This is a genomic window from Serratia sp. TSA_7, assembly GCF_052692135.1.
On sequence record NZ_JBQZFU010000001.1, the window covers coordinates 639,244 to 653,762 of the forward strand.

General features: G+C 51.1%; 14 protein-coding genes and 1 pseudogene. 5 read left to right on the plus strand and 10 right to left on the minus strand.

The window, feature by feature from the left end; all coding sequences use genetic code 11:
• Positions 1–2: 2 nt before the first annotated feature.
• Complete coding sequence (gene phoP, locus ACUTQW_RS03125) at positions 3–674, minus strand: two-component system response regulator PhoP (protein ID WP_004943295.1); 672 nt, start codon at positions 672–674, stop codon at positions 3–5.
• Positions 675–1,182: 508 nt separating this feature from the next.
• On the opposite strand from phoP, the gene pdxR reads away from it, so the two are divergent.
• The 3 genes from pdxR (at position 1,183) to ACUTQW_RS03140 (ending at position 4,001) form a co-directional block, all read left to right on the plus strand.
• Positions 1,183–2,691, plus strand: a complete 1,509-nt coding sequence (gene pdxR, locus ACUTQW_RS03130) for a MocR-like pyridoxine biosynthesis transcription factor PdxR (RefSeq protein WP_064798781.1) — start codon at positions 1,183–1,185, stop codon at positions 2,689–2,691.
• Positions 2,692–2,826: 135 nt separating this feature from the next.
• Positions 2,827–3,279, plus strand: a complete 453-nt coding sequence (locus ACUTQW_RS03135; RefSeq protein ID WP_006324829.1) for a GNAT family N-acetyltransferase — start codon at positions 2,827–2,829, stop codon at positions 3,277–3,279.
• 20 nt (positions 3,280–3,299) lie between these two features.
• Positions 3,300–4,001 (plus strand): GNAT family N-acetyltransferase, encoded by a 702-nt coding sequence (locus ACUTQW_RS03140; RefSeq protein ID WP_006324830.1) that lies wholly within the window; start codon positions 3,300–3,302, stop codon positions 3,999–4,001.
• 58 nt (positions 4,002–4,059) lie between these two features.
• Here ACUTQW_RS03140 and purB read toward each other — a convergent pair whose 3' ends face one another.
• The 5 genes from purB to rluE form a co-directional block, all read right to left on the minus strand.
• Positions 4,060–5,430, minus strand: a complete 1,371-nt coding sequence (gene purB, locus ACUTQW_RS03145; RefSeq protein WP_004943305.1) for an adenylosuccinate lyase — start codon at positions 5,428–5,430, stop codon at positions 4,060–4,062.
• A 22-nt stretch (positions 5,431–5,452) separates the two neighbouring features.
• A complete protein-coding gene (hflD, locus tag ACUTQW_RS03150; protein WP_004943308.1) occupies positions 5,453–6,079 on the minus strand; it encodes a high frequency lysogenization protein HflD in 627 nt (208 codons plus the stop codon).
• Between the two features lie 2 nt (positions 6,080–6,081).
• The gene (mnmA, locus tag ACUTQW_RS03155) at positions 6,082–7,185 is read right to left on the minus strand and encodes a tRNA 2-thiouridine(34) synthase MnmA (RefSeq protein WP_004943312.1); all 1,104 of its coding nucleotides are present in this window, start codon (positions 7,183–7,185) and stop codon (positions 6,082–6,084) included.
• A 94-nt stretch (positions 7,186–7,279) separates the two neighbouring features.
• Positions 7,280–7,726: an NUDIX hydrolase gene (locus ACUTQW_RS03160; RefSeq protein WP_006324831.1), complete on the minus strand. Its 447-nt coding sequence runs from the start codon at positions 7,724–7,726 to the stop codon at positions 7,280–7,282.
• A gap of 73 nt (positions 7,727–7,799) precedes the next feature.
• On the minus strand, positions 7,800–8,426 hold the full coding sequence (gene rluE, locus ACUTQW_RS03165; RefSeq protein WP_006324832.1) for a 23S rRNA pseudouridine(2457) synthase RluE: 627 nt from the start codon (positions 8,424–8,426) through the stop codon (positions 7,800–7,802).
• Positions 8,427–8,558: 132 nt separating this feature from the next.
• On the opposite strand from rluE, the gene icd reads away from it, so the two are divergent.
• Positions 8,559–9,812 carry an NADP-dependent isocitrate dehydrogenase gene (gene icd / locus ACUTQW_RS03170; protein WP_004943319.1) on the plus strand — a complete coding sequence of 418 codons (1,254 nt, stop codon included), beginning with the start codon at positions 8,559–8,561 and terminating at the stop codon, positions 9,810–9,812.
• A gap of 112 nt (positions 9,813–9,924) precedes the next feature.
• On the opposite strand, the pseudogene ACUTQW_RS03175 reads toward icd, so the two are convergent.
• A pseudogene (locus ACUTQW_RS03175) lies at positions 9,925–10,421 on the minus strand (tyrosine-type recombinase/integrase); the annotation flags it as partial.
• 409 nt (positions 10,422–10,830) lie between these two features.
• On the opposite strand from ACUTQW_RS03175, the gene ACUTQW_RS03180 reads away from it, so the two are divergent.
• The gene (locus ACUTQW_RS03180) at positions 10,831–11,043 is read left to right on the plus strand and encodes a tail fiber assembly protein (protein ID WP_071825601.1); all 213 of its coding nucleotides are present in this window, start codon (positions 10,831–10,833) and stop codon (positions 11,041–11,043) included.
• 53 nt (positions 11,044–11,096) lie between these two features.
• On the opposite strand, the gene ACUTQW_RS03185 is transcribed toward ACUTQW_RS03180, so the two are convergent.
• Genes ACUTQW_RS03185 through ACUTQW_RS03195 form a run of 3 tightly spaced genes read right to left on the minus strand, consistent with a single transcriptional unit; the run spans position 11,097 to position 14,468 of the window.
• Complete coding sequence (locus ACUTQW_RS03185) at positions 11,097–13,121, minus strand: hypothetical protein (protein ID WP_037432712.1); 2,025 nt, start codon at positions 13,119–13,121, stop codon at positions 11,097–11,099.
• A complete protein-coding gene (locus tag ACUTQW_RS03190; protein ID WP_020438874.1) occupies positions 13,111–14,097 on the minus strand; it encodes a glycosyltransferase family 2 protein in 987 nt (328 codons plus the stop codon). The genes ACUTQW_RS03185 and ACUTQW_RS03190 overlap by 11 nt, the downstream gene beginning before the upstream one ends.
• Positions 14,094–14,468 (minus strand): GtrA family protein, encoded by a 375-nt coding sequence (locus ACUTQW_RS03195; protein ID WP_390900723.1) that lies wholly within the window; start codon positions 14,466–14,468, stop codon positions 14,094–14,096. The genes ACUTQW_RS03190 and ACUTQW_RS03195 overlap by 4 nt, the downstream gene beginning before the upstream one ends.
• Positions 14,469–14,519: the final 51 nt, after the last annotated feature.

The window sequence follows — 14,519 nt, forward strand, 5'->3', positions numbered from 1 at the left end:
GTTCACTTCGCATCAAAACGATAGCCCTGGCCACGAACCGTGGTGATCACTTCCTGTGGATATTCAGCCTGCAGTTTTTTGCGCAGGCGGCCCATCAGCACGTCGATGGTGTGGCTCTCGCGCAGTTCCGCATCCGGATAGAGTTGCAGCATCAGAGAATCTTTACTGACTACTTTGCCGGCGTTGCGGATCAAGGTTTCGATGATGGTGTATTCAAACGCGGTCAGTTTGATTTGCTGTTCCCCGACGCTCAGCTCGCGGCGCGACAGGTCGATCTGGAACGGCGGCAAGACGATCACCTGGGAAGCCAGGCCGCTGTTGCGGCGCATCAACGCCTGCATGCGGGCAATCACTTCTTCCAGGTGAAACGGCTTGGTGACATAGTCGTCGGCGCCGGCTTCCAGCACCGCCACTTTGTCCTGCCAGCTTTCGCGCGCGGTCAGCACCAAAATGGGCAGCTTCATCTGGTGAGCGCGCCAGCGGCGGATCAGGCTCAGGCCATCTTCGCCCGGCAGGCCCAGATCGACAATTGCGATGTCCGGCGCATGTTCTTGCAGGAAATAGTCGGCTTCCTTGGCATCTTCTGCAGCATCCACCTGATGACCCATTTCACGCATCTGCACGGAAAGGTGGTGGCGCAGCAAACCGTTATCTTCAACAACCAATACTCGCATGGCGGACTCCTGTGACTATGCGGGTGAACATCCTGTCACCCCGCTATAAAAGTAACACGCTCTTCAGCGCGTGAGGGATAGCGCGGCTACTTACCCATCTGATCGTTAATCTTGACGCTATGGTAGGTAGAACCCGCTGTTACCGCAAGAGATGCAGAGCGTTGGCGGGAAATAAGCGCTATCGATTTTATGTTCGCCGTCATTATCGGCAACGGCTAATAAACGCCGGATAAACAATGGCGGAGCAAAGTTAAACCAAACTTAAACCGTCGGGTGTTGAAGGATTGGGCTAAAGCCCGGAACCAACGGGCGTTTTGCGTACGTCAATGCATGAGATACCGAGCTGAAGGAGGGGCAGTGCGGGGGAAAGGATTGGGGAAGAAAAAAGTCGTTTAAAAACGCCGTATTCGCAATCTGGCGGGTTCAGGTCAATGCCCTGGCATGACCGCGAAGGGACTGAAATAAGGTAAAGTAGGGCGTAAACGGCCCTCCCTCTGACCGGAGCACCATGAAACACAGCAGCCCACCCACTTCCCCGGATGCCCTACAGGCAAGCTTTGCCCGGCATTTGCAACAGGGCATGACGCGCAAAGCGGCGCTGCATCTGGCCATCAAACAGCAGGTGACGGCGGGGGATCTGCCATATCTGGCGAAACTTCCGCCCAGCCGGGTGCTGGCTGCACGGTTGGGCGTTTCTCGCGATACCGTCGAGGTGACCTACGCCCAACTGGAAGCCGAAGGCTACATTGCCCGCGCGGTGGGGCGCGGCAGCTTTGTCAGTTATCAGCGAAGCACCCTGATTGGCCGCGAGTTGTTGGCGGCGGATGACGCCGAAAGCGCACTGCTGACGGAGCGGGAACTGAGCGCGCATGGTCGCTCGTTGCTGGTGGCCGCCCATGCGCCGCATACCAGCCGCGCCAGTTCGCTCACGCCGTCACTGCCTGACCTGCGGCTGTTCCCGATAGATAGCTGGTTGCAACTGGAAAGGCTGGCGGTTCGGCAGTACGGCGAACGTCTGTTGGGCTATGCCGATCCCCAGGGCGTGGTGGAGCTGAGGGGAGAAATCATTGAGTATCTGCGGCGCGAAAGGGGCGTTAAGGCCAGTGTGGAGCAGGTGATCGTGGTGACCAGCTCCCAACAGGCGCTGTCGCTGTGTACCCAGGTGTTGTTCAATCCTGGCGACAGGGTCTTTGTCGAAGAGCCGGGTTATCAGGGGGCGAAAAAGCTGGTGCAGTCTGCGGGGATCATCGCCCAGCCTGTCACGGTCGATCATGACGGAATGGATATTGACGCATTAATTGATGCGCGCCATCGTGGGCGTGGCGTGTATGTCACGCCATCTCATCATTATCCGCTGGGGCATTCGCTCAGCATCGACAGAAGATTAAAATTGCTGGAATGGGCGCAGCGGCACAAGGCCTGGATTATTGAAGATGATTACGATTCCGAATTCAATTATGACGGGTTGACCAGGGCTTCGCTGCAGGGGTTGGATAAATACCAACGCACGTTGTATATCGGCACCTTCAGCAAAACCCTGTTCCCGGGGCTGCGCATCGGTTTTATCATCGTTCCGCCACAGTTAATCAAGCCTATGGTGGCTGCCAAGCAATTCCAGGATGGTTATACCTCCGCGTTGCCGCAAATGACCCTGTTCCGCTTTTTAAATGGCGATTTTTATGCCGAGCACTTAAGGAATATGCGCAAGCTGTATAAGGCCAGGCTCGATATTTTGCATGCGGCGGTCCATCAGTATCTTGCTGCCTGGACCCGGCCGCCGCTGCCGCAGGGTGGGTTGCAATTGGTATGCTCGCTGGCGGATGCGGCTACCGAGCGGCGTTTGATTCAGGCCGCCGCCGCGCAGGGAATGAAGGTCTATGGGCTGGCGGATTTTTACACCGGCCAGCCTCGGGAAGGGGCGCTGGTATTTGGCTTCTCGGCCTACACGCCGGATGAAATCGTAAAATTCATCAAAAAACTATCCGCCATTTTCAGCGCGCTACCGCAGGCCGATTAATGGTGTTTATGCCGTCAAAATTGGTCTGCTCACTGTTGTGAATTGGTCTGTATTCAGCCTGCGATCGCCGGTGTACCCTGTTGGCATTAGGTTATTTCTCCTGTGGAAATAATATCTTAAAACCAGAGAGGCACTATGCACCCAGTAAACAATGGCGTTGTGGTACGCAAAATACAAAACGGCGATAAATCGCAGTGGTTGGATCTGTGGCAGGGATATCTTCATTTTTATCGTGCGGAAATAGCCGCACAGGTTACCGAGCACACGTTTGAACGCTTATGCTCGGATCAGCAGGTTTATGGGCTGGTGGCGGAAGACGCAAATGGCAATCTTCTGGGGTTGATGAACCTGATTTTCCACCCTTCAACCTGGAGCTCCGCCGGCTATTGCTACATTGAAGATCTCTATGTTTCCCCGGTGGCGCGCGGCAAGAAGGTGTCCGAGAAGTTATTTGAGCAGGCTTATCAGCTTGCCAATGAAAGGGGCAGCGACCGGGTTTACTGGATGACGCAGGAATACAACGCCCCGGCGCGTTCGCTGTACGACAAAATAGGCAGAAGAAGCTCGTTTATCATCTATACCCGTTAATTACAGGCTGCGAGGGGCTTATGGCGTTCAATCAATTCGGGCAGCCGGTAGGCGAGCCATTAACCGATTGGCGGGCACCGCAACGGCCTGCCGGAGAGCCGCTTGACGGGCGATTTTGTTTCATGAAGTCGCTTGATCCGCAGCGGGATCACGCGGCCCTGTTCAGCGCATTCCAATTGGCCCCGGATGGCCGGGACTGGACCTATTTACCCGCCGAACGGCCGGACAGCCCGGCGGCGATGTTGCAACACCTGACCCAGCTTCAGGCCAACCCCGCGTTGGTGAACCTGACGGTGTTCGATAGCGCAAGCCACGCACCGGTCGGCACCGTAGCTTATATGCGCATCGATGAAGGCAACGGCGTGCTGGAGATTGGCCACGTCAGTTGGTCGCCGGCGATGAAGCAACGCTCCAGCGCAACGGAGGCCATCTATCTTATGCTGCGGCACCTGTTCGATGATTTGGGTTATCGCCGTTGTGAATGGAAGTGCGACAGTCACAACGCGCCGTCCAGACAGGCGGCGGCAAGGTTCGGCTTCAATTACGAGGGCCGGTTCAGGTATGCGGTGATCACCAAGGGCCGCAGCCGCGATACCGACTGGTTCGCCATCACCTCGGATCGCTGGCCGGCCATTAAAGCTGCCTTCGAGCAGTGGTTAAGCCCAGGCAACTTCAACGCGCAGGGGCAGCAGAAACAGCGCCTGCAGGCATTTATGCGCTGAGGCTCTAAAATACGAAAGGCGGCCATTTGGCCGCCTTTTTGCTTTCTGACCAGACCGATTATTTCAGCTCGTCAACCATAGTGGCGGCGCGGCCAATGTAGTTAGCCGGGGTCATGGCTTTCAGGCGGGTTTTCTCTTCTTCCGGCAGCGCCAGACCGTCGATGAACGCCTGCATGCCGGCGGCATCCACGCGCTTGCCACGGGTCAGCTCTTTCAGCTTCTCGTACGGCTTTTCGATGCCGTAACGGCGCATTACGGTCTGGATCGGCTCGGCCAGCACTTCCCAGTTGTGATCAAGCTCGTCCAGCAGGTGCGCCTGGTTCACTTCCAGCTTGCTGATGCCTTTCATGGTCGCCTGATAGGCGATCAGCGCATAGCCCAGGCCCACGCCCAGATTACGCAGCACGGTGGAGTCGGTCAGGTCGCGCTGCCAGCGGGAAACCGGCAGTTTGCTGGCCAGATGGCTCAGCACCGCGTTGGACAAGCCCAGGTTGCCTTCGGAGTTTTCGAAGTCGATCGGGTTGACCTTGTGCGGCATGGTGGAAGAACCGATTTCACCGGCGATGGTCTTCTGCTTGAAGTGATTCAGGGCGATGTAACCCCAGATATCGCGGTCGAAGTCGATCAGGATGGTGTTGAAGCGCGCCACGCAGTCGAACAGTTCGGCAATGTAGTCGTGCGGCTCGATCTGAGTGGTGTACGGATTCCAGGTGATGCCCAGCGAGGTGACGAAGGTTTCGCTGAACTGGTGCCAGTCCACTTCCGGGTAAGCGACGATGTGGGCGTTGTAGTTGCCGACCGCACCGTTGATTTTACCCATGATCTCAACGCGTTCCAGCTGACGGAACTGGCGTTCCATCCGGTAGGCCACGTTGGCGAATTCTTTACCTACGGTCGACGGGGTCGCCGGCTGGCCGTGGGTGCGGGACAGCAAAGGAATATCGCGATATTCCAGCGCCAGGCCCTTGATCGAATCGATGATTTTGCGCCAGTACGGCAGCACCACGTCCTGACGTGCGGTTTGCAGCATCAGCGCGTGGGACAGGTTGTTGATATCTTCTGAGGTACAGGCAAAGTGGATAAACTCGGAGACCGCCTGCAGGGCAGGGACAGCTTCCACTTTTTCCTTCAGGAAATACTCAACCGCTTTCACGTCGTGGTTGGTAGTGCGTTCGATAGTCTTGATGCGCTGCGCGTCTTCTTCGCTGAATTCTGCGACGATTTTGTCGAGGAAAGCGTTTGCGTCGGCGTCAAAAGCGGGAACTTCCTTGATTTCTGCGCAGGCGGCCAGTTTTTGCAGCCAACGTACTTCAACCTGCACGCGGAATTTCAGCAGACCGTATTCGCTGAAAATGGTGCGCAGTGCGCTGACTTTATCACCGTAGCGTCCATCAACGGGTGAAACGGCGGTCAGTGAGGATAATTCCATCGGTAGCAACTCCTGGGATCGATTAACAATGAGCAACGATATTTTGCGCCTGTTTGAACAGACGATTACGAGAAAACATTAATTGCAGGCGGCTGCCGCCAACCTGTTGCCACAGCACGGCGGCACGGATGCCGGCCAGCAGTGTGGCGCGAACCTTGGCCTGCACCTGCGTGTTCTGCAGGATTGCCGGCGAACCTATCACCTGGATGCGCGGTCCGAGCGGGCTGACCACGTCGACATAAATGCCGGCCAGCGCGCTGATAATGGTGTCTGATTCCAAATCATAATGCGCCAACTGGCGCTCCAGCTGGCCGAGGCGTTCGCCAAGCTGGTTCATCGCCTGCTTGTTGGCGTTGAGCTTGCGCTCCAGCACCATCAGGCTGATGGTGTAGCGGGTCAGTTCGGCGCCCGGCCCCTTGTTATTGGCATTGAGCACGCCCATCAGCGTCTCGAGGCCCATTTTCAGGTTGCGCTCTTCGCCGCCGAACACTGCCAGCGTGGAAGGCGGGTCCATTTGCAGCAGGCTGCTCAACGAGACATGCAAGGCTTCTTTATCGCATATCCCCTCGTGGGCCAGTTGCTGGACCAGACGCGCTGACTGGCTGATTCCAGCCATCGCCAGCGTAATGTCATAATAATTCTTCGCCACGGTTACTCCTGTAAACGCTGTTCGATAATGCCGCCACCGAGGCAGATTTCGTCCTGATAAAACACGGCTGACTGGCCTGGGGTGACGGCGGCGACCGGCTCGTCGAAACGCACTTCGATACGCTGGTCATCCAGTGGCGTAACGGTGCACGGGATATCCTGCTGGCGATAACGGGTTTTCACCGTACAGCGCAATGGCCCGCTCAGCGGCAGGCGATCGACCCAATGCAATTGTTGCGCGATCAGGCCGGTAGACATCAGGCGCGGATGATCATGCCCCTGAGCGACCACCAGCACGTTGTTGGCGACGTCTTTGTCTACCACGTACCACGGATCTTCACTGCTGTCTTTCATGCCGCCGATGCCCAGCCCTTTGCGCTGGCCGAGGGTGTGATACATCAGCCCCTGGTGCTCACCGACGGTCTGGCCATCGACGTTGACGATAGGGCCTGGCTGCGCCGGCAGGTAGCGACCGAGGAAATCACGGAATTTGCGCTCGCCGATAAAGCAGATGCCGGTAGAGTCTTTTTTCTTGGCGGTAACCAGTTCCAACTGCTCGGCGATGCGGCGCACCTCAGGTTTTTCCAGTTCACCGACCGGGAACAGGCTTTGCGCGACCTGCTCGTGGCTCAGGGTATACAGGAAGTAGCTCTGGTCTTTGTTGCCGTCGACGCCGCGCAGCAGGCGGCTTTTGCCGTCCACGTCCTGGCGGCGCACGTAGTGCCCGGTGGCGATAAAGTCAGCCCCCAGATCTTCTGCGGCGAATTCCAGGAAGGCTTTGAATTTGATTTCTTTATTGCACAGGATGTCCGGGTTCGGCGTGCGACCGGCCTTGTACTCTTCAAGGAACAGCTCAAAAACGTTGTCCCAGTACTCTGCCGCGAAGTTTACCGTATGTAGCTCGATACCGAGTTTGTCGCATACCGCTTGCGCATCGGCCAAATCGGTCGCTGCGGAACAATATTCTTCGTCATCGTCCTCTTCCCAGTTCTTCATAAACAGCCCAGCGACCTGATAGCCCTGTTGCTGTAACAGATAGGCAGTAACGGAAGAGTCGACGCCGCCGGACATACCGACGATTACTTTTTTCTGGCTGTTGTCTGACATGGGAGTCTCACGAACTTGAACACGAACCGTGCGATAAAAAACAAGCGCAGGATTTTACCACGTTGGCCGCGCCGGCGCACGGCACTTATTCATCTCAGAACGGCCAATCATAGCTGCCGACCAAGGAGAGCGGATAGCGCTCCGGCTGCTGGTAACAACGGAGGCTTTCCGCAACCAGCCCGGAACGCAGGTTGGGCGCCTGCAAAATCTCTTCGGCGCTCAGCCACAGGCAGCGATCGATATCGCTGTCTTGCGGCTCGGTGGGCAGGGGGTGCTCCAGCTCAATGACAAAACAAAAGCGCAAAAACGGCGTGTTGTCCGGGGCGATCCACTGGTGCAGCTTGAGGAACGACTGCGGCGTGGCGCGGATGCCGGTTTCTTCCCACAGTTCGCGTTCGGCGGCTTGCACCAGTGTTTCATCGGCTTCCAGGTGGCCGGCCGGCTGATTCCATAACGCTTTGTTGTTGATGGTTTCTTCGACGATCAGAAATTTCCCGGCGGCGTGAACCACGCAGGCAACGGTGACGTGCGGTTTAAACATAACGGCCCCTTACAGCGGCTGGTTGAAGTGCTGGCATACCCTTGGTTTTTCACTCGGCCGCTTTGTTGGCCGGCTACAGCGAATCAAGGGTTTTCCATTCGCCAGGTTGTAATGCACCCAGGGAAAGCTCGCCCATACTGTAGCGAATCAGGCGCAGGGTAGGGAACCCGATATGCGCCGTCATGCGACGCACCTGGCGATTTCGGCCCTCGAACAGGGTGATTTTCAGCCAGGCGGTGGGGATCGCCTTGCGTTCGCGGATCGGTGGGTTGCGCGGCCACAGCCATTCCGGCTCGCTCACCAACTCCACGCCGGCCGGCAGAGTGGGGCCATCTTTGAGCGTAACGCCGCTGCGCAGCGGCGCCAGATCGGCTTCTTGCGGCGCGCCTTCCACTTGGGCGTAATACACTTTGCCGGTGCGTTTGCCCGGCTGGGTAAGCTGCGCTTGCAGCTTGCCGTCATTGGTCAGCACCAATAACCCTTCGCTGTCGCGATCCAGTCGCCCGGCGGCGTATACATCGGGAAAAGGAATGTATTCTTTCAGCGTGGCGCGGCCGGCTTCATCGGTAAATTGGGGGAGCACATCGAAGGGTTTATTGAATAACACCACGCGGCGCGGCCCCTGCGCTACAGCGGGTTTGGCGGCGTTCGGCTTGCTGAATCGTTTAACGTTGTGATTTTTAACAGGGAATTTTTTCATAACAGTTGAGATTACGGATGATAGGCGCATTATAACCGAATCCGTTTCGGATTGGCGCGGACTGAATATTCGAGTAGTATCTACACGCATCTTACAAAGCATTAACAAAAATTGCGCTTGAAGGAGAGGTTGATGGAAAGCAAAGTAGTTGTTCCGGCAGAAGGTAAACAGATTACGGTCGATGCCCAGGGTAAACTGGTTGTTCCGAATAACCCGATCATCCCGTTCATCGAAGGCGACGGCATTGGCGTTGACGTTACCCCTGCTATGATTCACGTGGTTGATGCGGCTGTGAAAAAGGCCTACCACGGCGAACGTAAAATCTCCTGGATGGAAATCTACACCGGTGAAAAATCCACTCACGTTTACGGGAAAGACGTGTGGCTGCCGGAAGAAACCCTGGATCTGATCCGTGACTACCGCGTTGCCATCAAAGGCCCGCTGACTACCCCGGTCGGTGGCGGTATTCGCTCCCTGAACGTGGCTCTGCGCCAGCAACTGGACCTGTACGTGTGTCTGCGTCCGGTGCGTTACTACCAGGGCACCCCTAGCCCGGTTAAACAGCCAGAGCTGACCGACATGGTGATCTTCCGCGAAAACGCCGAAGACATCTATGCGGGTATCGAATGGAAAGCCGGTTCTGCCGAAGCGGACAAAGTGATCAAGTTCCTGCGCGACGAAATGGGCGTGAAGAAAATCCGCTTCCCGGAACAATGCGGTATCGGCGTCAAGCCATGTTCCGAAGAAGGGACCAAACGTCTGGTGCGTGCGGCGATTGAATACGCCATCACCAACGACCGTGACTCTGTGACCCTGGTTCACAAAGGCAACATCATGAAGTTCACCGAAGGTGCCTTCAAGGATTGGGGCTACGAACTGGCGCGCGAAGAGTTCGGCGGCGAACTGATCGACGGCGGCCCGTGGCTGAAAATCAAGAACCCGAACACCGGTAAAGAGATCGTGGTTAAAGACGTGATCGCCGACGCCTTCCTGCAGCAAATCCTGCTGCGCCCGGCGGAATACGACGTGATCGCCTGTATGAACCTGAACGGTGACTACATCTCCGACGCCCTGGCCGCACAGGTTGGCGGTATCGGTATCGCACCTGGCGCCAACATCGGTTCCGATTGCGCGCTGTTCGAAGCGACCCACGGCACCGCACCTAAGTATGCCGGCCAGGACAAAGTGAACCCAGGTTCCATCATCCTGTCCGCAGAAATGATGCTGCGTCACATGGGCTGGTTCGAAGCGGCTGACCTGATCGTTAAGGGCATGGAAGGCGCAATCGCTGCCAAGACCGTGACCTATGACTTCGAACGCCTGATGGAAGGCGCTAAGCTGCTGAAATGTTCAGAGTTTGGCGACGCTATCGTTAAACACATGTAATTTTCAGCATTGCTGAAAATGTCAACGGGGGCTTCGGCCTCCGTAGTTTTTCCCTCCTCAAAAAAATTCTTCTGCAAAACTCCTGCAAAACCGCTTAAAAATTGACCTAATTTCATATGCCTACAACTTTCCATTTTTTACCTCGAGCATCATTGTAGCGGTCAGTTTGACGCTGGCTTTTATGTCCTAATAAATCCTTGGTATTAACTTTTTGCTCTCTGTATACGCGTTCCGAAAGCGACCGAATTTCATGAAAAGTAGGGGGCGATTCTTTGTCCCATGACAACCCCGATAGCTCCCGAATTTTTTAAAGCTGGTACTGATCGTGTTGGCTTTAACTATACCACCACGCCTGGCCATTGCCGTATTGTGCGTGTAGTGGACGAGATAAGGGCTGACTATATGATCTCGACACTGTGCGATTACCTGCTCCAGAGTCATGCCAATGTCATCACAGCGAAGGGAAAGTGGTATTGCGACCTTAGCCCCGGTCTTAATCTGCTCAACGTGTAAGTGTCCATCCCAGACGTCAGTAAACTGCATTTTGCTGATATCACCCTCCCGCTGGGCTGTAACGAGTGCTAGCAGCATTGCATTCTTCATGTATTCGAACGGCGGTGGCGTGACGCTAACAGGGTTTGGCGTCGCACCTATATTTTTATCGACTTTTAATGGTGCTCCAAATGTGTGGTTTAATGGTGCATCTAATAGTGGCGCTAATCTATATAATGCTAACAGCTCACCTGTTAATGTTAACGTTTTGGCTATTTGGTGATGAAATGAAAAACGAAAATGTTTATGACAAAATAGTTCTGAACAGGAACCTTATGAGATTCGTTTTTTTATCACTACGGATAAAAGTAGCTACGTTGATGGCATGATGATTGCTTTTACTCAGGAGGATGCAGATAATTACCTCGATCAAAGTTTGATAGAACTAACCGCGAGTGTTTTTTAATCAATTGGTCAAGACTCGCAATATATTAACTCCAAAGTTGTACAGGAGCATCCACGCTCAGTGCCGTTAACACAAGAGGGGGCGAGAGCGATTCTTTCATCTAAGATGGCAGCGGCAACTGCTAGAATACAGACGCTTCAGGATGCAATTGATTTTGGCGAAGTGACGGGGGCGGAAAAAGAATCCATTATAGAATGGAAAAAATATCGAATAGCATTAAGTAGGATCGATGTGTCAGTTGCACCAAATTTTTACTGGCCAAGTGAACCATAAAATATAACTGTCGTGAACTGACATGAAGCCCCCTTATTTCGAGGGCGTTATGTTTATTTTGCGGTTATTTTGATAGAATCACACGCAAAGTTTTCGTGCTTGTAAATTGCAATGGTGGACTCTGCACCTAAATATTTTTCAACACCAATGCTCACAGTGTTGCCGTTTTTAATATATATACTACTGGTTTCACCTTTGTTGTTGCTGATTTTTATGTCAACACCATCAGCATTATTGCAAGTCGTGTTGTAAGAGTCAAAAACTAGCGTGTTAATTCCAGTTAGTATCCATTTTGCTGTGGTTGGGGTGTTTTCTCCTGGATGAGCATCTATATTACCGTCGTCGGAGATCGTAAATTTACCCCAAATATCACCATCAACTACATTTGCCGAAAGAAATGAATAATAAAGTCCTTGCCCATAATTTTCTTTCCAGTGAGGGTAATGCTCGAAGAAAAGTGAGAAAAAGTTTTTAATCTCTTTATCTGTATAAGGACGAATTCGTTCATAAATGTATGCGGTTACTCCATCTGATAGTTTAAACCCAGTACCTTTTTTCCTAAAAGCGGAACCAATTCCGTCACCTGAAAGAATTTCATTTGCTGGTATGGTGATCACTCTTTGTCCATCCGGCGACAGGTGTGTTTGTACCGGATCTGCAACAACGAAATATTTTGAAAGTAAAGATTCGACATTAATACCATCTCTGAGATCAACCTGAGAGGCGTAAGCTATTTTTCCAGTTAATTTTCGGTGGGATAGAGTGTTTATCATATCGTCATTAAGTACAGAGCTTGAGCTAAGTATCGTGACTTTATCTTTTCCTTGCGTGAGCGTTTCAATATTTTTGACGAGCTCAACATAGTTATTGAAATTATCAACATGCATAGGCAGAGACTTGATGGGTAAGAATTTACCAAATGGTTGATATTGATTTGCACTGAAGAGGGATGCGTAATTAATGAACACGCATGAAACAGTGACAATGCCGAACACTGAGCATTGATAAGCCTTGTTATTTGTGAGCTGCAATAATATTTTTAACCCAAAGGCGGCGATTATTAAGGCCCAAAGTGCAAATGGAAGGCAATGCTGTACTCCGGGACTTTGCGTTCTCGTAAATAAAAAGAAGCTGAAGATTAAGTTGAAGGCGGAAAATATGACAAGGAGCTTACCATTTCTGTCCTTCCCCACAAAAATAGACAGTAATCCAATTATAATGAAGGGTAATAGATACAAGCCTATGTTGTTGTAAAGAGTCTCAATTGAATAAGCCAAAGAAGACTGATAAGCAGAATATATGGTAGAGTAGTCAGTCTCGATTATTCTTCTAATCAATGCCCCTTGAAATATCAAAGTGAGTAATACGGAGAAGGTCCCTGCCGCGAAAAAACTCTTTATAGTGATTATCACACGTCCAAAGCTATGCTTTGCATTATTGTAAATGAAATAATTAAACACAGGCAGTGATAAATATAATGATACAACCGTATATGCGTACCATCTTCTCAATAAGAATGGAGACCACAAAAGTAACCCGGTCACAAGAGCTTTTTTGATTCTAACCTTATCACCGAGATCATTGTTTGAAACATATAAGAGTGCTGCAATTATGGGAATTAACCCTGATATATCAGGGTACCCTTTCATGGTAGGCGCCCAAAAAGCTACAAAGGTTAAAGGTAAGATGCAAGTGAGTAACAACCACCCGATGGCACGGTTGTCAGAAAAACGTTTACACAGTAAGTGGAAGAGTATTACTGTGGGGAAAAGATACATGACAGCCAATGAAATTATATAAGACAGCCGAGATGGTAAATCGAAAATATAGAGCCATGATGTGAGTGCGACAGGCAGTGAGTTATAGTCATCATGTCTGACAGAATGAAATACCGTCCGTATTGAGTTGATAGGCTCATTAGGGAATGTGACGCAAAACTCTTCCCACATTCTCCAATATCCGTTGAAGTCCCAATAGTAAATATTTTGTTCATGAGCTATAAATACGCTGGTCTGGATAATTATCGCCAACAAAATCATTGACAATAAAATAAAAGATGGAATCTTTTTATATTTCATTTTTACTACCTATTTTCTCTTCGATAAAGAATTTTGGCCTGTTTTTACTTTCCATATAAATTTTACCAATGTACTCACCAATAATACCCAGGGAAAGCATCTGGACACCACCAAGGAAGAAAATGGCAATCATGACAGAAGTCCATCCTGCAACAGTGTCCCCCTGTAATTTCTCAATGACTGCATAGACGGCTGCAATTGAAGATATTAAACATGTAACAATTCCAGCCATAGCGATCATACGCAATGGGGTAATCGTAAGCGATGTTATTCCTTCCAGCGCTAGTGCGACCATCTTTTTTAAAGGGTACTTCGATTCACCCGCGACCCTTTCGTCCCTACTGTAATAAACATTAGTGGACTTATAGCCAAGTAAGGGGATAAGCCCTCTCAAATAAACATTTTGCTCTTTAAAGTTATTTAAGGCCGTAAGCGCGGTGCGCCCCAAAAGCCTGAAATCCGCATGATTGGGAACCTGATTAACACCTAGCCAGCTCATTAATGAATAGAATTTATTTGCTGTTGTTCTTTTGAAGGCTGAATCACTGTCTCTGTTATCACGTACTCCATAAACAATTTCAAACCCTTCACTGTATTTGTCGATCATTTTCTCAATGCAACTTATATCATCTTGCAGGTCTGCATCAATACTTACAGTTACGTCTGTATCCGCATTTGATAAACCAGCCATCAGGGCTGTCTGGTGGCCTCGGTTTCTTGATAGTTTCAGACCGCGAACGAAGTGGCTTTTTAGTGAAGCAGATTTAATTTTCCCCCAAGTATCGTCTTTACTTCCATCATCTACAAAAAGAATATAACTATTATCGCTAATCTTTCCTTTTGAAATGAGAGAGGATAACACTGTAGTTAGTCCATCTAGGCAATAGGGAAATGCGTCATCTTCATTGTAACACGGTACTACAATTGCTAGTGATGGTATCTTGGATATCCTAATGTCCATATTAATCTCGTTCATTTCATTGTCCAGTATTTATTAAAAGCAAAGCCAATTGCTGTGTAAAAAAACATGCCTATAAATTGCGCAGTATAAATATTTTCAGGCATGAATATTAAAAATACCTTCATTGCCATTAGGTTGAAAATGTAACAAATAGCGCAAACTGATATGAATTTTATTAATCTCATTAAACTCAACGAAGTTGAGAACGTGAACTTTACATTCATAATGAAACTAAAAATAATACCCGCGACGTAACCAGAGGCATTGGAAGGGTATACGCCAACGCCGAACTGCATCAGGCTAAAGATCACCGTAGCCGTCAAAGCCGTGTTCGCCAGACCTACGAAGACATACTTAACAGCTTGTAGTTTAGTATTGTTTAGCACCAATGACTCCCTTCAACCAATTGAAACTTAATGATTTTGTTATGGCATTTT